This is a genomic window from Actinosynnema sp. NPDC002837, assembly GCF_040295345.1.
Classification (GTDB): Bacteria; Actinomycetota; Actinomycetes; order Mycobacteriales; family Pseudonocardiaceae; genus Actinosynnema.
The window spans coordinates 46884-70325 of record NZ_JBEOVG010000018.1; the positions used below are offsets into that span (position 1 = coordinate 46884).

Here is a 23442-nt window from a genome sequence, read left to right on the forward strand (position 1 = left end):
AGTAACTTGAGCGTAAGTGTGGTGTACCGGGCTGACAAGCCCCTGATGGGCGTATCGGCTCGTGACTTCTCTCCGCAATCGTGTATGTTTCACGCTTCAGCTGTTACGCTGAAGTTCACTGAAGGGCGCGCGGACGTGGTCGTTGCGGATGACTCCCACTTGCTGGCGCACCGCCTTCGGGCGCTGCGTGAAGAGCGGTGGCCCGACATCACGATCACGCAGAGTGACCTTGCGCACGCGTTCAGTGCCGAGAAGCCCGCGAGCGTGCCCCTGCTGTCGTCGTGGGAGAGCCGCAGCAAGCCCAAGACGCCGCCGCTGAACCGCCTCGCCGCCTACGCCACGTTCTTCGCCACCAAGCGCTCCGTCGCCGCCCGCCCCTACCGGCTGATCCCGGTGGAGGAGCTGACCCCCGACGAGCTGCGCCGGCGGGAAGAGCTGCTGCGCGAGCTCGCAGACCTGCGCGCCGCCGTCGAGCGCGAGGACGGCACGACCCCGGCCCAGGACCGCGCCGACCGAGGCTTCTGGTACTTCGACGACCGGTACGACATCACCATCGTCGTCGCCCAGCTCCCGGCCGACATGCGGGCGAAGATGCCCTACTCCGACCCCACGCAGCCGGACTACGTCGAGCTCTACACCTACGCCGACCTCGACGCCCTGATCGAGCTGCACGGCCACATCCGCGCGCTCAACCCGCGCAGCCAGGTCAACTTCCGCATCGCCTCCGACCTGGCGCCCGACGACTACACCACGCACCTCGTGCTGCTCGGCGGCGTCGACTGGAACCTCGTCACCCGTGAGCTCCTCGACCGCGTCGACCTGCCGATCACGCAGGTCGCGCGGCACGACGAGGCCGAAGCCGGCGGGTTCGTGGTGCGCGACCGCGAGGGGGGCGAACGCCTCTTCGCGCCGAAACTCGGCAACCACCGCGGCCACGAGGTCCTGCTGGAGGACGTCGGCCACTTCTACCGCGGCACCAACCCGTTCAACCACAAGCGGACGGTGACGATCTGCAACGGCCAGTACGGCAGGGGCACCCTCGGTGTCGTGCGGGCCCTGACGGACAGCAGGTTCCGCGACCGCAACGGCGCGTACCTGGAGACCCGCTTCGCGGGCGCCGACGCCTACAGCATCCTCACGCGGGTGCAGGTGGTGAACGGCCAGGTCGTGACGCCGGACTGGAACCTGCCCCAATCCCGCCTCGTCGAATGGCCGGAGGGCCCGGGTTGAACGCCACCGCTCCTGCGCTCGTGGAGCACCACGCGTCGCACGGCAAACTGCTGACCACAGTGGACGTCCGGGACTGCCCGCCGGGCGCCGTCGACGCGATCATCGTGCCGACCAACCGCCCGTGGCGCTACCTCGGCACGGCGGTCGAGGTCGCCGCCCAGCTCGACCGGCCGCTGGTCGTGCTCGCCAGCGGCGCCGCCGCACCGGACCGGGCCGCGAAACTGGCCCGCACCAGGGGCGTCGAGATGCTGGTGGTCGACGTCCGCGCGCTGCCGCCTTCGCTCATGCCCCGCCTGTCGGCCACCACGAAGGTGCTGGGCCCCACGGAGTTCATGCGGCACACCGACACCAGCTTCAAGCGCAACCTCGGCCTGCTCGTGTCCCGGGTGGTCGGCTGGGAGCGGGTGGCGTTCCTGGACGACGACATCACCGTGCCGACGCCCTCCGACCTCGACGCGGCCGCCGGCCTGGTCTCCGAGGGCTACGCGGCCGTCGGGCTGGAGGTCGGCGGCTTCCCGGACAACTCGGTGGTCTGCCACGCGCACCGCGAGACCGGCGGCGACCAGGGCACGTTCATCGGCGGCGGCGCGCTGGTGATCGGCCGCGAGTCGATGACCTCGTTCTTCCCGACGATCTACAACGAGGACTGGTTCTTCCTGCTCGACGACGCTGGCCTGCGCCGGTCGGCGATCACGGGCAAGGTGCGGCAGAAGCCGTACGACCCGTTCGCCAACGAGTCGCGGGCGCAGATGGAGGAGTTCGGCGACTGCCTCGCCGAAGGGGTGTTCGCGCTGCTGGACGACGACGGCGGCTTCGAGGCGGCGGCGGACGAGGGCTACTGGACCGAGTTCCTGCTCGGCCGGATGGCCCTGATCGACAGCATCCTCGACCGCATCAGGTCACGGGGGCGGCGGGACGACGAGGCGTTGCGGATGGAGATCGCCCTGCGCGCCGCCCGCAAGCGCTGCGACGCCATCCCGCCGTCGCTGTGCGTGCGGTACCTCAAGGCGCTCGCCCAGGACCGGCGCACGTGGGCGGCGCACGTCGCGACCTTCCCCCGCGGCACGGTCGGGCTGCGCGGCTCGGTGACGGAGCTGGGCCTGGTCGGGCACGCCACCTACGTCGCCCGCTGACGCCGCCTCCCATGTGGCGGAACGCTCAGCCCGCGGCGCGCGCCGGCGATTAGGCTCGCCTGCTGGGACGCACACGGTAGGAGGGCGCATGACGAGCACCGATGGTCGGCAGAAGTGGCTGACCGTCGCCGAGGAGCTGGCCGCGGCGTTGCGGGTCGACGCGGCGGAGCGCGACCGGCGCGGTGCGGAGCCCTCGGCGGAGGTCGCGGCGTTGCGGCGGTCCGGGTTGCTCGAGGTCGACGACTGGGCCACGCAGCAGGCCGTGACCAGGGTCGTCGGCGCGGCGGACGCCAACGTCGGCCACCTCCTCGGCTACCACTACCTGCAGGTCTGGCGCAGCGGCCTGTTCGACAACCCCGACCACCGACCCGGTGGCGACGTCCCCGGCGCCGATGTCTTCTGGGCGGGGGTCAGCAACCCGCTCGACGCCGCCCTGGAGCTGCGGCCCGTCGACGGCGGGTTCGAGGTCACGGGCCGCAAGACGTTCGCCACCGGCGCGTCGGTGGCCGACCGGCTCGTGGTCAGCGCCACCCACACCGAGACCGGCGACAAGATCACCTTCACCCTCGACGCCAAGGCCGACGGCATCACCTACGCCGGTGACTGGGACAACATCGGCCAACGCCTCACCGCCAGCGGCGGCGTGGTGTTCGACCACGTGCACGTGCCGTCCGACCAGGTCCTGGGCCCGCACGACGAGAACAGCCCGCGCCTGTCGCTGGCCGCCCTCGGCTTCCAGCTCGTGCTCGCCCAGCTGTACGTGGCGATGGCCGAGGGCGCGCTGGCCGAAGCCGCCCAGTACACCCGCACGACCACCCGCCCTTGGTTCCTCAGCGGCGTCGACCAAGCCACCGCCGACCCGTACGTCCTCGGCACGTACGGCGAGCTGGTCGCCGACACCCAGGCCGCCGGCCTCCTCACCGACCACGCCTCGGACAAGCTGGACCAGGCCTCCCGGCGCGGCGCCGACCTGACCCGGAACGAACGCGCCGAGACCGCCGCCGCCATCTCCTCGGCCAAGGTCGTCGCCACCAGGGTCGCCAACCAGACCACCAGCCGGGTGTTCGAGCTGTGCGGCGCGCGGGCCACCGCGGCCGGCTACGCCTTCGACCGGTTCTGGCGCAACGCCCGCACCCTCACCCTGCACGACCCCGTGTCGTACAAGGCGCGCGAGGTCGGCGCGTACTACCTCACCGGCGAGCACGCGCCGTTCACCGGGTACAGCTGATGGAGCCGTTGCTGGCGCGCAGCGTGCGCCTCGAGGACGACGGCGTGCACGTGCTGGACCGGCGCAACTTCCCGTTCGAGAAGACGTGGGTGCGCTGCGGCACGGTCGCCGAGGTCGCGAAGGCCATCGAGGACATGGTCACCCAGTCCTCCGGCCCGTACTTCGCCGCGCTCTGGGGCATGGTGCTGGCCGCCCGCGAGGTCCGCGACCTGCCGCGCGACGAGGCCCGCGCCCACCTCGACCAGGCCGGGCAGCTCCTGATCGCCACCCGCCGCACGAACAACCACCTGCGCAAGGCGGTGGCCGCCGTGCTGGCGGGCGTCGACGCGAACGACGACCTCGAAGCCGGTGCGCTGGAAGGCGCGAAGGCGGGGGACGAGCGCTACCGCAGCCGCAGCCGCAGCCTCGGCGCGCACACCGCCGCGCTGCTGCCGGACGAGGGCGCGGTGCTCACGCACTGCTGGGCCGACCTCTACCTGACCGAGACCGTCACCGCGGCCCAGGCGATGGGCAAACGTTTGCGGTTCGTCTGCACCGAGACCCGCCCGTACCTCCAGGGAGCCCGCCTGACCGCCGAGACGCTGGGGGAGATGGGCGTCGACACGACCCTGATCACCGACGGCATGGGCGCGGCCGTCATGTCGACCGGCGACGTGGACGTGCTGCTGACCGCCGCCGACCGCGTCACCATGGACGGGCACGTGGTCAACAAGGTCGGCACGCTCGGCCTCGCGATCGCGGCGCACGCGTTCGACGTGCCGTTCCTGGCCATGGTGCAGGCCCCGGACCGCCTGGCGCCGACCGCCGCCGACGTGCCGATCGAGCACCGACCGGGTGACGACGTGCTGCACACGCTCGGCCGCCGCACGGCCACCGACCGGGCCCGGGGCCTGTACCCGGCCTTCGACGTCACGCCGCCGCGGTTCGTCACGAAGGTGGTGACCGACCGCGGTGCGTACGCTCCGGACGGTTTGGCCGATTACTACGTTGGGGACGTTCATGAGTGAGTGGGTCGTGCTGGACATCGAGGGCACGCTCAGCGCCACCGACCAGGTCCTGGTCACGCTGTACGACTACGCCCGGCCGCGCCTGGGCCCGTGGATCGACGAGCACGGTGACGACCCGGCCGTCGCCGAGGCCGTGGCGCAGGTCCGCGAGCTGTCCGGTGTGGACGGCGGCACGGACGAGCTGGTGCGCGTGCTGCACGGCTGGATGGACGAGGACCGCAAGGTCACGCCGCTGAAGACGTTGCAGGGCCTGATCTGGCAGCGCGGGTACGCCGAGGGCGACCTGGTGGCCGAGTTCTTCCCGGACGTCGTGCCCGCGCTGCGCAAGTGGCACGCCGAGGGCACGAAGCTGGCCGTGTTCTCCTCCGGCTCGGTGGCCGGTCAGGTGGCGTTCTTCGCGCACACCGCGGACGGCGACCTCACCTCGTTGTTCGAGTTCCACTTCGACACCGTGAACGCGGGCCCGAAGCGCGAGGCCGCGTCGTACCTCAAGATTGCGTCCGTGCTCGGCTCGGACGACATCACCTTCTACTCCGACGTCCCCGCCGAGCTGCACGCCGCCGCCGAGGCGGGCTGGGGGACGGTCGGCGTCGCACGCCCCGGCGAGCCGTACGGCGACGCGGACTTCGGTCCACACCGGACGGTGCGGGCCCTGTGAGGACCGGCTCGGTGACACCCGGTGCGGCGCTGGCCGCCGAGTGCGCCCGGTACACCGCGATGGGCTGGATGCGCGGCACCTCGGGCAACCTCTCCGTGGTCGTGGACCGCGACCCCCTGCGGCTCGCGGTGACCGTCAGCGGCAAGGACAAGGGCGAGCTCACCGCGGACGACGTGGTGATCGTCGACGCCGAGGGCCGCACGGACGACCCGGTGCGCGTGCCGTCGGCCGAAGCGGGTCTGCACGGGCGGATCGCGGCGGTGTCCGGCGCGGGCGCGGTGGTCCACGTGCACGCCCTCGCGCCCGTGGTCGCGGCCGAGCACTGGCCCGACGGCGTCGAGCTGCGCGACCTGGAGATGCTCAAGGGCTTCGGGCGGCAGGCGCACGAGACCGTCGTCGTCCCGGTGGTGCCGAACAGCCAGGACATGACCGTGCTCGGCGACGCGTTCGAGGCCGGTTTCCGCGCGGACGTGCCCGCCTTGCTCGTCGCCCGCCACGGGGTGTACGTCTGGGGTGACGACCTCTACCAGGCGCGGCACCGGCTGGAGTGCTTGGAGTGGCTGTTGCGCTTCAAAGCCGAGACCTACAGGAGGTAGGCGCGATGACGTTGCTGACCGTGTGGTCGGACACCGACCCGGAGACCGCTCTGGTGCGCACCGCCGACCCCGCCGAGATCGCGGTCGAGCTGAAGCAGCTCGGCGTCCGGTACGAGCAGTGGCCGGTCGTGCCGGGCGTGACCAGCGAGAACGTCCTGGAGGTGTACGCCGAGCAGGTCGCCCGCGTCACCGAGACCGAGGGCTACGTCCTGGTCGACGCGACCGAGATGACCCCGTCCGACGACCCCGAGTGGCTGGCCTCGGCCGGGCAGGCGCGGCTGAAGTTCCTGGCCGAGCACACCCACGACGACGACGAGGACCGGTTCTTCGCGCGCGGTTCCGGCGTGTTCTACCTGCACGTCAAGGAGCGCGTGTACGCGGTGCTGTGCGAGGCGGGCGACCTGCTGAGCGTGCCCGAGAACACCACGCACTGGTTCGACATGGGCACCCGGCCGGACTACGTGTCGATCCGGTTCTTCCACGACGATGACGGCTGGGTCGGCAACTTCACCGGCAGCGGGATCGCCGAGTCGTTCCCGACCTACGACGCGCTCATGGCGGGTCACCGAGCGAGCTGAGCTCGGCGGCGAGGTTGGCCTTGGCGCGGACCTCCCACCGCTCACGTGCGTGCGGCGTGACGTACAGCGGGTCGCGCCGGGCCAGCGAGCGCAGGACGTTCGCCCGGCCGACCCGCCACGCGTCGTCCGGCACGTGCGCGTACTCGGCGCGCACGGCCGTGCGGTAGCGCTCGTAGGCGGCCGGGTCGGAGCCCAGGACGGCCAGGTCGGCGTCCAGGAGCAGGCACGTCAGCGGGTCGTCCGAGGCGTGGTCCGCGGTGGCCAGCACCAGGTCGGCCACCGCGTCGGCCTCGGGCAGGCCGACCAGCCGTTCCCGGGCCCACTCGGCGCTGCGCCGCTCGTCCTCGCCCGGCACACCGTCGTAGATCACGTCGTGCACCAGGGCGGCGAGCGTCAGCACAGCGCGCTCGCGTGCCGTGCGGTTGTCGGCCTCGGCGAGCACGTCGACGTCGCGGACGACGGCCAGCACGTGGCCGGCGTTGTGGTAGCCGCGGTGCGGTTCGGCGTACCGCTCGGCGAGGTCACCCGGTCCCTGCGCGCCACCGAGCACCCGGACCGCGTCGTGCCACCGTGCTTCCAGCTCAAGCATCGGGCAACCCCACCGTGAACGCCGCGCCGCCCTCGGGCGCGGGACCGGCCTCGATCGTGCCACCCAACCGGGTCACCAGACCGTGCACCAGGGCGAGCCCGATGCCCGTGCCGACCGGCCGGGACCGCTCGTACTTCGCGTGCAGCGCGCCCTTGCGGAACGCCACCCGGTAGTCCTCCTCGGACAGCCCCGGACCGCCGTCGCGCACCTGGAGCACGTCGTGCAGCGCCAACACCACCGGCCGACCGGCGGGCGTGAGGCGCAGCGCGTTCTCCAGCAGCCCGTCCAGCACCTGCCGCACCCGCCGGGCGTCCGTCGTCCGCACGACCGACCGCGCCGGCGCTTCCAGCCGGAACTCGACCCCCTTCGCCGCGCACCGGGCCCGCCACACCTCGGCGGCGGCCGTGACGACCTCGGTCAGGTCGACCGGGGCGAGGTCGACGCGGAAGTCGTCCGCACCCAGGCGGGCCAGGTCGAGCAGGTCGGTCACCAGCCGGTCGAGCCGGTGCGCCTCCTCGGAGATCGTGCGGCCGACCGACGGCACCTCCGGCCCGGACACCACGCCGTCGGCCAGCGACTCGGCGAACCCGCTCACCGCGGTCAGCGGCGTGCGCAGCTCGTGCGAGACCGACAGCAGGAACTCCCGCTGCCTGGCCTCGCTGCGCGCCAGCGCGTCGGCCAGGGCGTTCACCGCGCCGCCGACCTCGGCGACCTCCGCCGGCCCCTGCTCGGGCGCCCGCAGGTCGCGCCGACCACCGCTCATGGTGCGCGCGACCGCCGCCGTCCGCCGCAACGGGCGCGCGACCAGCTTGCCCAGCAACAACCCGGCCACCGCCGCGACCAGCAACCCGACAGCCAGCGCGAACGTGATGTTGCGCAGCAGCTTGCGGCCCGGTCCGTTGCCGATCCCCGTCTCCTGCACCAGCGCGACCCCGTCGCGCACCTCGACCAGCCGCGTCCCGGCGACGCCGGACCTGACCCGGGCCTCCCGCACCGCGCGCACGGCCTGCGGATCACCGGCCAGCCCGCCGTCCGGCCCGATCAGCACCACGGCGATGCCCTGCCCGCGCAGCACCTCGACCACCCGCAGCCGCCCGGCCCGACCCACGTCGAGCTGCCCGGCCACCACGTCCGCCTGGTCGGCCAGCGCCTCACGGCTCACCTCGCGTGACGCGGTCAGCACCAGCCGTGCCGACACCAACCCCGCCACCACGACCGCCACACCGGCCACGGCCAGGCACAACGCCGTGATGCGGAACGCGAGGCTGGTCCGCTTCACGACGCCTCGACCGAGTAGCCGACCCCGCGCACGGTCCTGATCGGGCTGCGGTCGCCGAGCTTCGCCCGCAACTGCGCCACGTGCACGTCCACCGTCCGCGTGCCCGCCGCCGCCGCGTAACCCCACACCGCGCTCAACAGCTGCTCCCGCGCGAACACCCGCCCGGGGTGCCGCATCAGGTGGGCCAGCAGCTCGAACTCCGTCGAGGTCAGCGCCACCTCGTCGGCGCCCGCCCACACCCGCCGCCGGTCGCCGTCCAGCTTCACGTCGCCGACCACGTGCACCGGGTTGACCTGCGGCGTTCCCCGGCGCAGCACGGTGCGGACCCGGGCCACCAGCTCGCGCGGGCTGAACGGCTTGGTCACGTAGTCGTCCGCGCCCAGCTCCAGTCCGAGCACGCGGTCCACCTCGTCGTCGCGCGCGGTCACGAACAGCACAGGTGTCCAGTCGCCCGCCGCGCGCAGCGCCCGGCACACCTCGACCCCGTCCATCCCGGGCAGGCCGACGTCCAGCAGCACCGCCACCGGCCGCAACCGCCGCACCGCCGCCAACGCCGCGTGCCCGTCCGCCTCCACGTGCACCCCGAACCCGTCCCGCCGCAGGTAGAGGCAGATCAGGTCGGCGATGGCCCGTTCGTCCTCCACGACCAGCACGAGTCCCTGCACGCCGGGAATCGTGGCACGCGGCCGGCGGCGGGCAGGGCCACGCGCGTGTTCGGGTTCGGTAAAGGCCGCCCGCCTCCCCGCCACGGGTGAGATCCGGCCATTCCAGGCCGCCTCGCATAACGACTTGGTCTCGGCCTGCATCATACGAACGGGTTAACGCGATAGAGCGGCGACGGAGCAGCCTGATCCGCCGAACGCCACATCGAGCCATGCGGAGAGCCCCATGCGCACGACAAGTCGCACCCTGTTCGGAGCAGTGCCGTTGCTCGCCGTGATCGCAGCCGGTCTGCTCGCCACCGGCGCGTCCGCCCAGCCCAACCAGGACCCACCCCTGTCCGGTGACGTCCGCGCGACCGCCGTCGCCGGCAACGTCGACATCGACCAGCAGGGCGACGCGTGCGCCGCCGTCGGCCTGCCGGGCACCGAGGCCGTCCTGTCCGGCGGTTTCACCTCCGACGCCACCTACATCGACATCACCGCCCACCCGACCGGCTCCGTGATCACCGGCGTCGTCGTCAAGGGCGGCAACGCCTACAACGTCTACCCCGCACTCGGCGACCTGCCGTGGCTCGACCTGCACTCACCGCTGAACGAGAACGGCGCCCCGGCGACCATCAGCCACTGGTTCGTCTGCCTGACCGCCGTCACCACAACCACCACCACCACGACAACCACCACCGCTCCAACCACAACCACCACGACGACCGCGTCCACCACCACCGCCGTCACCGTCACCGTCACCGTCACTACCCCGGCCATGACCACCACGACCACCACCATTCCCACCACACCGCCGACAACGACCACCACCACGCACCCGGCCTTGATCGTGGCCATCCCGACCACTACGACCAAGGCCGCCGGCGCGCCGGTCGTCGTCCCCCGGTCGAACGACGGTCTGGCGAGCACCGGCTTCGACGGCTGGTGGCTGGTCTTCGCCGGCCTGACGCTCCTCGCCGCGGGCGCCGCGTTCCTCGCCTCGCCGAAGCTCCGCAAGCTCCTCCGGCGGTGAAATCACCGTTACCGAACGTCGAGATCACCAACTCATAACAAATAGACGCCAACCCGCTTCATCTGAATGGGCTACCTCGATAGAGGGATGCCCGGTGTAGTTCGATCCACCCGGTCAGCCCTCGAACCCGCGGAGCAGCACCCATGCGCATCACCAACCGCCGCCTATTCGGAGCAGCCGCCCTGCTCGCCCTGAGCGCCACCGGCCTGCTGGGCGGCACCGCCTCGGCTTCGCCCGACACCCCCCTCGACTCGGGCGACGACCGCGCCACCGTGGTCGACGGCAACGTCGACATCGGGCAGCCCGGCAACGCCTGCGACGTCGTCGGCCTGCCCGGCGACGAGATGACCATGCCGGCGGGCACCTTCACCGTCGACGGCGTCAACATCACCATCACCGCGCACCCCGAGGGCTACACCGTCACCGGCGTCGTGGTGAAGGGCGGCAAGTCCTACAACGTCTACGACGCCGCGGACCTCGGCGACCTGGCCTGGGAAGACCTGCACCCGCCGGTCAACTCCAGCGGCGGCCCGGCGGGCATCAGCCACTGGTTCGTCTGCGCCGAGAAGGACGCCGCGGTCACCACGACCCCGTCCACCCCGGACAGCACCACGCCGTCCACCCCGGCCACCACCACCGAACAGGTCGCCCCGACGACCACCGAGTCCGTCGCGGTCACCCCGACCACCACCTCCGCGCCGGTCATGGCCGACGGCGCCAACGACGGCGACCTGGCCAACACCGGCTACGACGGCGGCTGGATGCTGATCGTCGGCCTGGGCCTGGTCGCCGCCGGCGCCGCCTTCGTCGCCTCGCCGAAGCTGCGCGGCCTCCTGCGCCGCTAACCCCTGAACACCCACCTCACACCACAGGGCCGCTCCCACCCCGGGAGCGGCCCTCGTGCTTCCTCACCCCACCCCCACACCTCGCCCCCTTACCTCACCCCCACACCTCACCCCCCACCTCCCTGACCACTCGATCGCACTGGACCGCGAGGTCGCGTCGATCGTTCGCGTCCTCATTCCCGACGATCACGCTTTTCGATCGTCGGGAATCACGGCGCGAACGATCGACTTCCCGGCGACCTCGCCGCCGTCTGCGGAGCAGCGGCCCTCCAACACTGTGACCTGCGCTACCTCACTTGATCCAGGGGGCAGCCCAGCCGCACCACCCGGAACACCGCCGTCTACGATCCGATGAGCCGGCGGCGCCACCCACCGGCGAAGCCAGAACCAGACAGTGCAGGAGGCACCGTGACGGCCGTAGCCCCGCAGCCGATCGCGACGCGGCCCTTCGGGACTCGCGACGCGGTCAAGGGTTCGTTCCTGCTGCGGATGTTCCGCACCACGGACCACAAGCAAATCGGCATCATGTACCTGGTCACGTCGTTCGCCTTCTTCATGGTGGGCGGCGCGATGGCCATGCTGATGAGGACCGAGCTGGCCCGACCGGGCATGCAGTTCCTGTCGCAGGAGCAGTTCAACCAGCTGTTCACCATGCACGGCACGGTGATGCTGCTGCTCTACGCGACGCCCATCGTGTTCGGCTTCGCCAACTTCATCCTGCCGCTGCAGATCGGTTCGCCGGACGTCGCGTTCCCGCGGCTCAACGCCTTCTCGTACTGGCTGTACCTGTTCGGCGGCCTGATCGTGATGGCGGGCTTCCTCACGCCGGGCGGCGCGGCCGACTTCGGCTGGTTCGCCTACACCCCGCTGTCGAACGCCATCCACTCGCCCGGCGTCGGCGCCGACCTGTGGATCTCCGGCCTGGTCGTCGGTGGTCTCGGCACCATCCTCGGCGCGGTCAACATGATCACCACCGTGGTCTGCCTGCGGGCGCCCGGCATGACCATGTTCCGCATGCCGATCTTCACCTGGAACATCCTGGTGACGTCCGTGCTGGTGCTGCTGGCGTTCCCGATCCTGACCGCCGCGCTGCTGGGCCTGCTGGCCGACCGCCACCTGGGCGCCCACGTGTTCGACCCCGCCAACGGCGGCGTGATCCTGTGGCAGCACCTGTTCTGGTTCTTCGGCCACCCCGAGGTCTACATCGTCGCGCTGCCGTTCTTCGGCATCGTGTCGGAGATCTTCCCGGTGTTCAGCCGCAAGCCGATCTTCGGCTACAACGGCCTGGTCTACGCGACGCTGGGCATCGCGGCGCTGTCCGTGGCGGTGTGGGCGCACCACATGTACGCCACCGGCGCGGTGCTGCTGCCGTTCTTCGCGTTCATGACGTTCCTGATCGCGGTGCCCACCGGCATCAAGTTCTTCAACTGGATCGGCACGATGTGGAAGGGGCAGCTGACGTTCGAGACACCGATGCTGTTCAGCATCGGCTTCATCGTCACCTTCCTCTTCGGCGGTCTCTCCGGCATCCTGCTGGCCGCGCCGGCGATCGACTTCCACGTGTCCGACACGTACTTCGTCGTCGCGCACTTCCACTACGTGCTGTACGGCACGATCGTGTTCGCCACGTTCGCGGGCATCTACTTCTGGTTCCCGAAGATCACCGGCCGGATGATGGACGAGCCGCTGGGCAAGCTCCACTTCTGGACCACGTTCCTCGGCTTCCACGCCACGTTCCTGGTGCAGCACTGGCTGGGCAACGAGGGCATGCCCCGCCGGTACGCGGACTACCTGCCCAGCGACGGCTTCACCACGCTGAACACGATCTCGACGATCGGCGCGTACATCCTCGGCGCGTCCACGCTGCCGTTCATCTGGAACATCTTCAAGTCCTACCGGTACGGCGAGACCGTGAAGGTGGACGACCCGTGGGGCTTCGGCAACTCGCTGGAGTGGGCGACCTCGTGCCCGCCGCCGCGGCACAACTTCACCGAGCTGCCGCGCATCCGCTCGGCGCGCCCGGCGTTCGAGCTGCACTACCCGCACATGATCGAGCGGCTGCACAGCGAGGCGCACGTGACGTTCACCGGCAAGGCCATCGCGCACGAGGACGCGAAGCCCGCGCCGTCGGAGGTGGCCGCCGCCGCTGTGCAATCGGGCACAGCCTCGGAGGACACCGAGGGCGACCACAAGTAACGCTTGTAACCTGAGCGCAGGTTCAACGGCGAGCCCCGAAGACCAGCGTCCGACTCCCTCGGACCGCGGTCTCGGGGCTCGTCGCTGTCTGGCATAGGAGCCATCAGTGACCAAGCCCAGCGCCACGCCCGTCCTGATCACCGTCACCGGACCGGACAAGCCGGGGGTCTCCTCCGTGCTCTTCGCGGTGCTGACCAGGCACGGCGTGGAGATCCTCGACGTCGAGCAGGTCGTCATCCGCGGCCGGCTGGTGCTCGGCGTGCTCGTGGCCGCCGACCACGACCCGGAGGGGTTGCAGGAGACCGTCGAGCAGGCCATGGCGACGGTGTCCATGCACGTCGAGGTGGAGATCGGCGCGGACTCGAAGCGGACCGCGCGGCTGGAGTCCAGCCACGTGCTGATCCTGCTCGGCCGCCCGGTCACGGCCCGCGCGTTCACCGAGGTGGCGCGTCGGCTCGCGTCGCTCGGCGTGAACATCGACGCGATCCGCGGTGTCGCCGACTACCCCGTCACCGGCCTTGAGCTGCGGGTTTCCGTAGCCGACGACACGCCGGAGAGCGACGCGCAGCTGCGGTCGGCGTTGGCCGAGGTGGCGGTGCGCGGTGGGCTGGACATCGCGGTGGAACGGGCCGGGCTGACCAGGCGGGCCAAGCGGCTGGTGGTGTTCGACGTCGACTCCACGCTCATCCAGGGCGAGGTGATCGAGATGCTGGCCGCGCACGTCGGGGTGGAGCCGCAGGTCAAGGAGATCACCGACGCGGCGATGCGCGGCGAGCTCGACTTCACCGAGTCGCTGCGGCGGCGGGTGGCGCTGCTGGAGGGCCTGGACGAGTCCGTGCTGGACGAGGTCGCCGAGTCGCTGGAGCTGACGGCGGGCGCCCGGACGACGGTGCGGACGTTGAAGCGGCTCGGGTTCCGCTGCGGCGTGGTCTCCGGCGGCTTCACGCGCGTGATCCAGCGGCTGGTCGACGACCTCGGCCTGGACTTCTGCGCGGCCAACGAGCTGGAGATCGTGGACGGCAAGCTGACCGGCCGGGTCCTCGGCGAGGTCGTGGACCGGGCGGGCAAGGCGGTGGCGCTGCGGCGGTTCGCCGACGAGCAGGGCATCACGCTGGCGCAGACCGTGGCCGTGGGCGACGGCGCGAACGACATCGACATGCTCGGCGCGGCCGGGTTGGGCATCGCGTTCAACGCCAAGCCCGCGTTGCGCGAGGTGGCGGACACGGCGCTGTCGCACCCGTTCCTGGACGCGGTGCTGTTCGTGCTCGGCGTGACGCGCGCGGAGGTGGAGGCCGCGGACGCGGCGGACGGCTTGGAGCTGAACCGGCTGTGAACCCGATCCTGCGGATGCTGGTGGACCGGCACTTCACCGACCCGGAGGACCCGGAGCAGGTGCGGGCGATGCCGGTCGTGCTGCGGATCGAACGGTCCGCGCCGCCGTCCCGGACCGACGTGCTGGAGGCCGCCGCGGCCGCCGCCATCGCGGTGTGCCTGGACGATCGCGCGCTGCCGGGCGGCGAGTGGCACGACGAGCTGGTGGCGTGGGTGCGCGGCCGGATCCGGAAGGTGACGCGGCGGGCACGGGGCGCGCACTGGGAGGCCGTGCAGTCGTTGCCGGGCGTGACGATCACGGTCGGCAGCGCCTCGGTGCGGGCGTTCCTGCCGGGGCGGGTGGTCGACCTGCCCAAGGAGCTGAGCCGGTTGCAGATCTCGGGCAGCGAGCTGCCCTCCGACGAGCCCGGCCCGATCCCCGCCGGCGCGTGGGAGCTGTGGCTGAACCCGCGGGTGGAGATGACGGCGGGCAAGGCGGCGGCCCAGGTGGGCCACGCGTCGATGCTGCTCGCGCCGCACCTGTCCGACGCCGAGCTGAAGGAGTGGGCGGAGCTGGACTACCGGTGCGCCGTGCGGACGCCGTCGGCGGCGGACTGGGACGCGCTGGTGGCGCGGCCCGACGTCGTGCTGGTCCGGGACGCCGGGTACACCGAGGTCGCGCCCGGCACCGCCACGGTGGCCGTGCACCGACGTTTCGGATGACCGCTTTGCGGTAACCATCCCCGGCGTGGGCCTGTTGGACGTGCTGGACGCCAAGCTCGGTGACGGGCTGGAGAGCCTGCTGTGCGCGCACCACGAGCGCAGGCTGCGCAAGCTCGGGTGGGGTTCGGCCTTCGGCTCGGAGGCCGGCTGGTGGACGCCCCGGCGGCCGGTGCGGACCGGCAACCGGGTCGAGGTGCTGGTGGACGGGCACGAGGTGCTGCCCGCCATCGCGTCGGCGATCTCGTCGGCGCGCAAGTCCGTCCACCTGGCCGGGTGGTGCGCGAGCCCGGACTTCCGGCTGACCCGTGAACCGGGCTCGCCGACGTTGCGCGAGCTGCTGGCGTCGGCCGCGTCCCGGGTGCCGGTGCGCGTGCTGCTGTGGGCGGGGCCGCCGGTGCCGATGTTCGAGCCGACCCGCAAGCGCGTGCTGGCGGCGCAGCGCGAGTTCACGCGCGACAGCGCGGTGCGGTGCGAGATCGACGCCCGGGAGCGGACGCTGCACTGCCACCACGAGAAGATCGTCGTGGTGGACGACGAGGTGGCGTTCGTCGGTGGGATGGACCTGACCGCGGTGGAGGGCGACCGCCACGACACCGCCGAGCACCCGCCCCGCGAGCCGCTGGGCTGGCACGACATCGGGACGCGCCTGCACGGGCCGGTCGTCGCGGACGTGGCCGACCACTTCCGCAGCCGTTGGCAGGAGATCGCCGGCGAGCACCTGCCCCCGCCGACGCCACCCGCGCCCGCCGGGCCGTCCTCGGCCCAGCTCGTGCGCACGATCCCGGAGCGGACCTACGACTTCGCGCCGCGCGGCGAGTTCAGCCTGCTCGACTCCTACCTCCGCGCCCTGCGCTCGGCGACGAGGCTGATCTACCTCGAGAACCAGTTCCTCTGGTCGCCCGAGGTCACCGAGGTCCTGCTCGACAAGCTCCGCACCCCGCCGCACCCGGACTTCCGGGTCGTCCTGGTGCTGCCGCGCAAGCCGAGCAACGGCGCGGACACCACCCGCGGCCAGCTGGGACGCCTGCTGGACGCCGACGACGGCAACCACCGGCTGGTCGCCGCCACGTTGTCCTCGCACGACGGCGCGACGTCCTCGTCGGTCTACGTGCACGCCAAGCTGGCCATCGTGGACGACCGCTGGCTGAGCATCGGCTCGGCCAACCTGAACGAGCACTCCCTGTTCAACGACACCGAGGTCAACGTCGTGACCGACGACGCGACCGTCGCCCGGGACACGCGCCTGCGCCTCTGGTCCGAACACCTGCAACGCCCGCTCGGCGAGGTCACCGCTCCCGCCCACGAGGTGGTCGACCGCCACTGGCGCCCCACCCTGACCGCCCCGGGCAAGCACCGCCTCACCGCGCTGCCGGGCGTCTCCCGCCGCGCCGGCCGCCTCCAAGGCCCGCTGCGCGGCCTGCTCGTCGACGGCTGACCACGCGTGCCCCGCATTCGCGTCCCCGGAGTTCTACGCGCAGAACACGCGACCTGCGCAACCGTGGTCAGTCGTTCGCCGCGTCGAGCCGCTTGAGCGCCGCCCGCACGACCTCCGGGTCGTACGTCGTCCAGAACGGCGGCAGCGAGGCGCGCAGGAACCCGCCGTAACGGGCGGTCGCCAAGCGCGGGTCGAGCACCGCGACCACACCCTTGTCGTTCATCGAACGCAGCAGCCGCCCGGCGCCCTGCGCCAGCAGCAGCGCCGCATGGGTCGCCGCCACGGTGAGGAAACCGTTGCCGCCGCGCGACTCCACCGCCTTCTGCCGCGCCGACGCCAACGGGTCGTCCGGTCGCGGGAACGGGATGCGGTCCATCACCACCAGCGACAGCGCGGGCCCCGGCACGTCCACGCCCTGCCACAACGACAACGTGCCGAACAGGCACGTCCGCGCGTCCTCGGCGAACCGCTTCACCAACTGCCCCGTGGCGTCGTCGCCCTGGCACAGCACGGGGTGCTCCACCTTGTCCCGCAACGCCTCCGCCGCCGCCTTCGCCGCACGCATCGACGAGAACAGCCCCAACGTGCGGCCGCCCGCCGCGTTCACCAGACCCTCGATCTCGTCCACATAGGACGGTGGCAGCCCGTCGCGCCCCGGCGGCGGCAGGTGCCGTGCCACGTAGAGGATCCCGCTGGTGCCGTGCTCGAACGGCGAGCCGACGTCCAGCCCGCTCCACCGCGGCGCGCCCAGGTCCGACGGCGGCTCCTTGTCCGTCGCCGTCCCCTCCGCCTTCCGGGCGCTCGACGCCGCCGGCAGCCCCCACTGCCGCGCCAACGTGTCGAACGTGCCGCCCAACGTCAACGTCGCCGAGGTCAGGACCGTGGTCCGCTTCCCGAACAGCCGCTCCCGCAGCAACCCGCCGACGCCCAGCGGCGCGACCCGCAACGACGGCGGCTTGTTGCGATCGGCGAAATCACCCGACACCCAGACCACGTCGTGGTCGGAGTCGAAGGCCTCCAGGATCCGCGTGGCGCAGTCGTGCACGTCGTCCAGCAGCGACATCGCCAACTTGCGCGACGTGGCGCCGTCCACGTCCTCCTTGCGCTCCGGCCCCAACGACGTGATGCACGCGTGCGCCGCGTCCTTGGTCGCCCGCAACGCACCGGCCAACGCCTGCGGCAGGCCGTCCAGCCGACCGGCAGGCATCTCCTCCAGGATCATCGCCAGGCCGTCGCTCGCCTCGGCCATCCGGTCGGCCACGGTCTGGTCGATCAACCGCCCGCAGCGCCGCGCGGCCGTGGCGACCAGGGACGCGCTCAGCTCCTCCGTCGCCACCGACGTCACCCGGTCGACCAGGTCGTGCGCCTCGTCGATCACCACCACGTCGTGGTCGGGCAGGACCTGGTAGCCCTCCAGCGCGTCCACGGCGAGCATCGCGTGGTTGGTCACCACGACGTCCGCCTTGCCCGCCTCGGCCCGCGCCTTCTCGGCGAAGCAGTCCACGCCGATCGGGCACTTGTTCACGCCGAGGCACTCGCGCGCGGTCACGGAGACCTGGCGCCACGCCTGGTCCGTGACGCCCGGCACGAGCTCGTCCCGGTCACCGGTCTCGGTGTCGGACGACCACTCGTGCAGGCGCTTGATCTCGCGGCCCATCTTGGACACCGCGAACGGGTCGAACAGGCCCGCGTCCTCCGGCTCGTCCGGCGCTCCCGTGTGCAGGCGGTGCATGCACAGGTAGTTGCGCCGGCCCTTGAGGATGGCGAACCGCGGCTCGCGCCCCAGGTCCTTGCGCAACGCCTTCGCGAGCCGGGGCAGGTCGCGGTCGACCAGCTGGCGTTGCAGCGCGATGGTGGCGGTGGAGATGACGACCGTCGTCTCCTCGGCCACCGCGTGCCGGAGCGCGGGCACCAGGTAGGCCAGCGACTTGCCCGTGCCGGTGCCCGCCTGGACGGCCAGGTGCTCGCCGGTCCGGATCGACCGCTCGACGGCCTCGGCCATGTCGACCTGGCCCTGGCGTTCGGCCCCGCCCACCGCCTCCACGGCCACGGCGAGCAACGTCCTGGTGTCGGGGATGGCGGTGGTGGCGGGCACGGCGAAGACCGTACCCGCCCACCCCGTCATCGGAGGCCGGACACCCCAACGCGTCCCGAGCGTCGAACGCGGCTGTTCCGCACGTAGGACATGCGTGCCGCGAACGTCGGACACCCGCGTTCGGAACGCAGGACACGCGTGACGCGAACGTCGGACACCCGGGTCACTTGCGGTTGATCAGGGCCCAGGTCGCGGGCAGGAGGCCGGCGGCCAACGCGATCTTCAGCGCGTCGCCCAGCAGGAACGGCGTCACGCCCAGCTGCAGCGCCTTGCCGAAGCCCACCCCCGCCGCGGCCATCAGCCACGGCACGCCGCACGCGTAGATCGCCAGGTTGCCCACCGCCATCGTGCCGACGGTCCGCAACGGCGTCCGGTCACCGCCGCGGGCGGCCAGGTGGCCGACCAGCGCGCCGGCGAACACGAACCCGACGACGTACCCGAGCGACGCGGGCGTGCCCGACGAACCGCCCTGGAACCACGGCACACCGGCCACGCCGGCGACCAGGTAGAGCACCATCGACGCGCCACCGCGCTGCCACCCGAGCGCCGCGCCCACCAGCAGGGCGGCGAACGTCTGGCCGGTCAGCGGCACGGGGCTGCCCGGCACCGGCAGCGCGACCTGGGCCGCCAGGCCGGTCAGCCCGGCGCCCGCGACGACCAGGGCGATGTCACGCGCGAGAGCGCCCGGGACCAGGTCGGCGAGCACCGCGCGACGGCCGGGAACGGCGAGGACGGACACTTGGGACCTCCCAGAGGATCGACTCACCGGAGGTTAACCGGCGATCACTGGCCGGGTCTTTGTCGAAGCTCTACAAAGTTGGCCATCTCACGCGCGCGGCGTCGGTGGTCCAGCGCCACGCCGCCCGCCGAACGTCCTCACCAGGTGTTCGGTGCGAGGCACGACAAGCGCCGCTGACCGAGTCCTGTCCGTCGATCGGGGATCGCCCGATAGGGCTGCTTGGTGGTCATCGGGTCGCTGTACGGCGAACCTCATCCCCGGAACGGGTGAGTCCTTTCGGGCGGCAGGTCCACGTTCGGTGGCCGTGGTTGGGCGATTCGAGTGGCCGTTGTCCCTCTTTACGGTCAGCAACCCTTAATGCGGCGGGCGTAACGCCGATAGGGGCATTTGGTCGGCCAGACGTTCCGAGGGAGGAGTTCCATGCGGGTGCCCATGACGTGCCGCGCCTCGACGGCCGGACTGGTCGCGGTCGCGGCGCTGGTCGTCGGAGCCGCACCGGCGTCGGCGGCGCCCGGCGATGCCTCGGCCAGGGGCGCGCGGCTGGACCTGTCGCTGACGGGCCGTGACGCGGTGTCGGCCGGCCCGTTCGCCGCCGCCGACGCGGACGGCCCCACCACCGCCACGTTCGCGGGCGTGGACCTGCCGGACGCCCTGAAGACCGGCGTGATCAACGCGTCCGCGTCGCGCGACGACAAGACCGGCGGCGTCGGCTCCCGGGCGAGCGCCGCCGACGTCCGGCTCGACCTGCTCTCGACCGCGACCGTGTCGGCCGAGCTGGTCGAAGCCGAGTGCGCGGCCACCCAGAAGGGCCTCACGGGCCAGACCCAGTTCGTCGGCCTGGACCTCGGCCGGCTCGACTGGGTCGGCGCCCGACCCGCGCCCAACACCACCGTCGACGTCGACCTCGCCGAGGTGGTGCTCAACGAGCAGGTGCGCAACGCCGACGGCAGCCTCACCGTCAACGCCGTCCACGTGACCCTGAGCGGCGCGTCGGGCCCGGTCGGCGACCTGGTGCTCTCGTCGGCCACCTGCGGTCCGGCCGGCCTGCCGATCCCGGCGGCGTCCGGCGCGGGCCTGTGGATCGGGCTCGGCCTGCTCGCCCTGTCCGGCGTGCCCCTCGGCGTGGTGGCACTGCGCCGCCGGCACGAACCCGCGGCGGGCTGAGCCGTGCGCGAGGCCCCCGGCCGCGGTGTCGCGGTCGGCCCGGGAATCGGCTCGTCGGCCGCGACCGGCGCCGGAGTCGCGTGGTGGGTGGTGGCCGCCGCGGTGCTCCGCGTGGCCGGCCCCGCCGCGGCCCGCGGGCGACGAGCGACAGCCGACGAGTAGCGCGCGTGCGCCCCGGCCACGCGCCGACCCCCAGTCGCGCGGCCGGGGCGCCGCACCCACCCGGAACCACCACTCGCAATCGCAGTGAAAGGGAGCAAGGTGAAGGAAGTCGTGCTGCTCGCGGGCACCCGACCCGAAGCGGTGAGGATCGCGCCGGTGGCGCTGGCGCTCGCCGACCACCCGGTGCTCCGGCCCGTGATCGTCCACTGTGGACAGCGCAACGGCGTGGTCGAGCAGGCGCTGGGCGCGTTCGGCCTGGTCGCGGACGTCGAGCTGGACGTGCCGCCGGCCACCGGCGGCCAGGACGGAGTGCCGGGCGGCCTGGTCGCGGAGTTCGACCGGCTGCTGCGCGGGCGCGACCCGGCGGTCGTGCTCGCGCAGGGCGGCACGACCACGGCGCTGGCCGGCGCGCTCGCCGCGTTCTGGCGCGGCATCCCGGTCGCGCACCTGGAAGCCGGGCCGCGCTCGGGCGACCTCGCCGGGCGGTCCCCCGAGGAGGGCGCCCGGCAGCTGATCGCCCGGATCGCCACCCTGCAGCTCGTGCCGACCGACGACGACGCCGCCGCGCTCGTCCGCGAGGGCCTGGCCGACCGCCGGATCGTGGTCACCGGCGACACCGTGGTCGACGCCGTGCAGCGGATCGCCGCCGCCGACCCGCCCGCCCGCGACCCCGACCTCGCGCGGCTCGAACGCGTGCTCGACGAGCGCTCCGAACGCCTCGTGCTGGTCACCGTGCACCGGCGCGAGTCGTGGGGCAGGCCGTTGACGCGCGTGCTGCACGCCGTGCGGGCGATCGCCGACCGGCACCCCGACGTGCGCGTGCTGCTGCCCGCGGACCCGGACCCGCGGGTGCGGGCGGTGGCACGGGCCGTGCTCGGCGGGCACGAGCGGATCGTGGTGACCGACCCGTTGGGCTACTCGGACCTCGTGCGCGCGCTGCGCCGGTCCGCGCTCGTGCTCACGGACTCCGGCGGCATCCAGGAGGAGGCGCCCACGTTCGGCGTGCCGGTGCTGGTGCTGCGCGACACGACCGAGCGGGTCACCGCGGTGGAGGCGGGCGGGGCGTGGCTGGTCGGCACCGATCCGATCCGGATCATCGCCGAGGCGGGCTGGGTGCTCGGCGCGCGGCTGCGGCTGCCGCGGGGGCGCAACCCGTTCGGCGACGGCCGCGCGGCGATGCGGGTGCGTGGCGCGTTGGAGCGTCTCGTCGGTCTGCCGACTGACCTCTCCAGCGCGCCGCTGCCGGTGCGCATCCCGTGCTGACCGCGCTTTGTCACTCGAACAGGTACCGGTTTTCCCCTTGCGGGTGATGTACGCGCGAGATCGTCGGGTCGTGTCCGCCGGAGTTCGATAGTCCTCACGTCCGTGAACAGCAGAAGGGCGACACGATGAAGCAGAACGGAGCGCGCCGGGTCGGCGCCGTGACCGCGGCGCTGGCACTCGGCCTGGTCATCGCCGCGCCACCGGCGTCGGCGGCCAACCCGGCGGGGGTGGCCTCCGTCGGCTCCGCCGAGTTCACCAAGGCGGGCACGCGGGTCACCATCGCGCCGCTGGCGCCGTGCGCGGTCGACGGCACGACGTCGAACTCGTCCGAGGCGGTCAGCCGCACGGGCGTCCGGTTCGGCGCGGGCACGTCGTCGTGCACCACCGCGGTCGCCGACCCGGACAACGGCACGACCACGTCCACGTCCGAGGCGGTCGGTTCGGAGTTCGAGCTGTCGGCGCTGATGTCCGCGGGCGGGCCGCGGCTGCGGGTGGCCAGGTGGAAGGTCACCTGCGTGGGCACCGTGTCCGGCACCAACGCGGGGTGGGCGGCGGACGGCCTGCAGGGCTTCGCGGGGCTGCCCGAGCAGATCCCGACGAACTACGTGCACCAGGTCAAGGCGGGCGACGGCACGGTGCTGGCCACCGCGACGTTCGGCGAGACGACCGTCCCGGACGCGAACGACGGCAGCATCACGATGACCATGCTGCACCTGCGCTTCACCGAGGCGTCCACCGTGACCGGTGACGTCGTCCTCGGCGCGACCGCCTGCTCGCCGACCCCCTGAACCCGCGCGTGCCGAACGCCCGGGCCCCGCGCGTCGAACCTCCAAGGACCTCCGAGTCCACCGTTCAGGACCACGACCGGCGGACGTGAACACGGAACTCACCCGACCGGAGCGTTCGACTCGCGGGGCCTGAGCGTTCGACACGCGGGGCCCGAGCGTTCGACGCGCGGACCGGTCAGCCGACGCGAGGGGTGCCCGACAGCGTCACGCCGGCCTCGCCCAGCCGCGTCAACGCGCTGTCCACCGTCGGCTGCGACACGCCCGCCGTCAGGTCCAGCAGCACGGTCGTGGCGAACCCGGCGTTCGCCGCGTCCATCGCCGTCGCGCGCACGCAGTGGTCGGTGGCGACGCCCACCACGTCCACCTGCTCCACGCCACGCGCCCGCAGCCAGTCCACCAGCTGCTCGCCCGACCGCGAGGAGCCCTCGAACCCCGAGTACGCCGCCGCGTACGCGCCCTTCGAGAACACCTCCTCCACCGCCGTGACGTCGAGCTCCGGGTGGAACGCCGCACCGGCCGTGCCCGCCACGCAGTGCACGGGCCACGAGTCGACGAAGTCCGGCGTCTCGCTGAAGTGCGCACCCGGATCGATGTGGTAGTCACGCGTCGCCACCACGTGGTCGTACGACGACGAGGCGACGTGCGCCGAGACCGCCGCCGCCACCGCCGCCCCACCGGCCACCGCCAGCGAGCCGCCCTCGCAGAAGTCGACCTGCACGTCCACCACGATCAGCGCCTTGCTCATC

General features: G+C 72.4%; 22 protein-coding genes. 16 read left to right on the forward strand and 6 right to left on the reverse strand.

From position 1 onward, the window contains the following. Positions 1-135 precede the first annotated feature (135 nt). From ABTZ99_RS15845 to ABTZ99_RS15875, 7 genes are all read left to right on the forward strand, one after another. Positions 136-1230, forward strand: a complete 1095-nt coding sequence (locus ABTZ99_RS15845; RefSeq protein WP_499611916.1) for an XRE family transcriptional regulator — start codon at positions 136-138, stop codon at positions 1228-1230. After that, positions 1209-2363, forward strand: a complete 1155-nt coding sequence (locus ABTZ99_RS15850) for a hypothetical protein (RefSeq protein ID WP_498779940.1) — start codon at positions 1209-1211, stop codon at positions 2361-2363. The genes ABTZ99_RS15845 and ABTZ99_RS15850 overlap by 22 nt, the downstream gene beginning before the upstream one ends. Positions 2364-2451: 88 nt before the next feature. Then, positions 2452-3591, forward strand: a complete 1140-nt coding sequence (locus tag ABTZ99_RS15855) for an acyl-CoA dehydrogenase family protein (protein WP_499611918.1) — start codon at positions 2452-2454, stop codon at positions 3589-3591. Next, a complete protein-coding gene (locus ABTZ99_RS15860; RefSeq protein WP_499611920.1) occupies positions 3591-4598 on the forward strand; it encodes a s-methyl-5-thioribose-1-phosphate isomerase in 1008 nt (335 codons plus the stop codon). Before ABTZ99_RS15855 ends, ABTZ99_RS15860 begins: the two co-directional genes overlap by 1 nt. After that, a complete protein-coding gene (mtnC, locus tag ABTZ99_RS15865) occupies positions 4591-5256 on the forward strand; it encodes an acireductone synthase (RefSeq protein WP_499611921.1) in 666 nt (221 codons plus the stop codon). Before ABTZ99_RS15860 ends, mtnC begins: the two co-directional genes overlap by 8 nt. An 11-nt stretch (positions 5257-5267) precedes the next feature. After that, positions 5268-5852 (forward strand): methylthioribulose 1-phosphate dehydratase, encoded by a 585-nt coding sequence (gene mtnB, locus ABTZ99_RS15870; protein WP_499611923.1) that lies wholly within the window; start codon positions 5268-5270, stop codon positions 5850-5852. 5 nt (positions 5853-5857) lie between these two features. Then, positions 5858-6430, forward strand: coding sequence for a 1,2-dihydroxy-3-keto-5-methylthiopentene dioxygenase (locus ABTZ99_RS15875; RefSeq protein ID WP_499611925.1), 573 nt, complete (start codon positions 5858-5860; stop codon positions 6428-6430). Here ABTZ99_RS15875 and ABTZ99_RS15880 read toward each other — a convergent pair. The 3 genes from ABTZ99_RS15880 to ABTZ99_RS15890 are packed head-to-tail and all read right to left on the reverse strand — an operon-like array spanning position 6405 to position 8963. Beyond that, on the reverse strand, positions 6405-7019 hold the full coding sequence (locus tag ABTZ99_RS15880) for an HD domain-containing protein (protein ID WP_498779950.1): 615 nt from the start codon (positions 7017-7019) through the stop codon (positions 6405-6407). The genes ABTZ99_RS15875 and ABTZ99_RS15880 overlap by 26 nt on opposite strands. Then, the gene (locus ABTZ99_RS15885; protein ID WP_499611927.1) at positions 7012-8298 is read right to left on the reverse strand and encodes a HAMP domain-containing sensor histidine kinase; all 1287 of its coding nucleotides are present in this window, start codon (positions 8296-8298) and stop codon (positions 7012-7014) included. The genes ABTZ99_RS15880 and ABTZ99_RS15885 overlap by 8 nt, the downstream gene beginning before the upstream one ends. Then, the gene (locus tag ABTZ99_RS15890) at positions 8295-8963 is read right to left on the reverse strand and encodes a response regulator (RefSeq protein ID WP_498779954.1); all 669 of its coding nucleotides are present in this window, start codon (positions 8961-8963) and stop codon (positions 8295-8297) included. The genes ABTZ99_RS15885 and ABTZ99_RS15890 overlap by 4 nt, the downstream gene beginning before the upstream one ends. A gap of 223 nt (positions 8964-9186) precedes the next feature. Here ABTZ99_RS15890 and ABTZ99_RS15895 point away from each other — a divergent pair, with 223 nt between their 5' ends. From ABTZ99_RS15895 to ABTZ99_RS15920, 6 genes are all read left to right on the forward strand, one after another. Then, entirely contained in the window at positions 9187-9975 is a 789-nt protein-coding gene (locus ABTZ99_RS15895; RefSeq protein WP_499611929.1) for a hypothetical protein, read from the forward strand. A gap of 143 nt (positions 9976-10118) precedes the next feature. Beyond that, positions 10119-10820, forward strand: a complete 702-nt coding sequence (locus ABTZ99_RS15900) for a hypothetical protein (RefSeq protein ID WP_499611931.1) — start codon at positions 10119-10121, stop codon at positions 10818-10820. A gap of 408 nt (positions 10821-11228) precedes the next feature. Beyond that, positions 11229-13016, forward strand: a complete 1788-nt coding sequence (gene ctaD / locus ABTZ99_RS15905; RefSeq protein WP_230566069.1) for an aa3-type cytochrome oxidase subunit I — start codon at positions 11229-11231, stop codon at positions 13014-13016. 106 nt (positions 13017-13122) lie between these two features. Next, positions 13123-14349: a phosphoserine phosphatase SerB gene (gene serB, locus ABTZ99_RS15910; protein ID WP_498779958.1), complete on the forward strand. Its 1227-nt coding sequence runs from the start codon at positions 13123-13125 to the stop codon at positions 14347-14349. A 14-nt stretch (positions 14350-14363) separates the two neighbouring features. Then, the gene (locus tag ABTZ99_RS15915; protein WP_498780038.1) at positions 14364-15050 is read left to right on the forward strand and encodes a peptidyl-tRNA hydrolase; all 687 of its coding nucleotides are present in this window, start codon (positions 14364-14366) and stop codon (positions 15048-15050) included. 25 nt (positions 15051-15075) lie between these two features. Next, positions 15076-16485 carry a phospholipase D-like domain-containing protein gene (locus tag ABTZ99_RS15920; protein WP_499611933.1) on the forward strand — a complete coding sequence of 470 codons (1410 nt, stop codon included), beginning with the start codon at positions 15076-15078 and terminating at the stop codon, positions 16483-16485. 67 nt (positions 16486-16552) lie between these two features. Here ABTZ99_RS15920 and ABTZ99_RS15925 read toward each other — a convergent pair whose 3' ends face one another. Then, the gene (locus ABTZ99_RS15925; RefSeq protein ID WP_499611935.1) at positions 16553-18580 is read right to left on the reverse strand and encodes an ATP-dependent DNA helicase; all 2028 of its coding nucleotides are present in this window, start codon (positions 18578-18580) and stop codon (positions 16553-16555) included. Between the two features lie 163 nt (positions 18581-18743). Beyond that, on the reverse strand, positions 18744-19319 hold the full coding sequence (locus tag ABTZ99_RS15930; RefSeq protein WP_499611936.1) for a biotin transporter BioY: 576 nt from the start codon (positions 19317-19319) through the stop codon (positions 18744-18746). A 420-nt stretch (positions 19320-19739) separates the two neighbouring features. Here ABTZ99_RS15930 and ABTZ99_RS15935 point away from each other — a divergent pair, with 420 nt between their 5' ends. From ABTZ99_RS15935 to ABTZ99_RS15945, 3 genes are all read left to right on the forward strand, one after another. Further along, on the forward strand, positions 19740-20483 hold the full coding sequence (locus tag ABTZ99_RS15935) for a choice-of-anchor protein CoaP (protein WP_499611938.1): 744 nt from the start codon (positions 19740-19742) through the stop codon (positions 20481-20483). Positions 20484-20744: 261 nt separating this feature from the next. Further along, positions 20745-21908, forward strand: a complete 1164-nt coding sequence (gene wecB / locus ABTZ99_RS15940; RefSeq protein ID WP_499611940.1) for a non-hydrolyzing UDP-N-acetylglucosamine 2-epimerase — start codon at positions 20745-20747, stop codon at positions 21906-21908. Positions 21909-22033: 125 nt separating this feature from the next. Further along, positions 22034-22696, forward strand: coding sequence for a hypothetical protein (locus tag ABTZ99_RS15945; protein WP_498779968.1), 663 nt, complete (start codon positions 22034-22036; stop codon positions 22694-22696). Between the two features lie 175 nt (positions 22697-22871). Here the strand turns inward: ABTZ99_RS15945 and ABTZ99_RS15950 are convergent, their stop codons facing one another. Further along, positions 22872-23441, reverse strand: a complete 570-nt coding sequence (locus ABTZ99_RS15950; protein ID WP_499611942.1) for an isochorismatase family protein — start codon at positions 23439-23441, stop codon at positions 22872-22874. Position 23442: the final 1 nt, after the last annotated feature.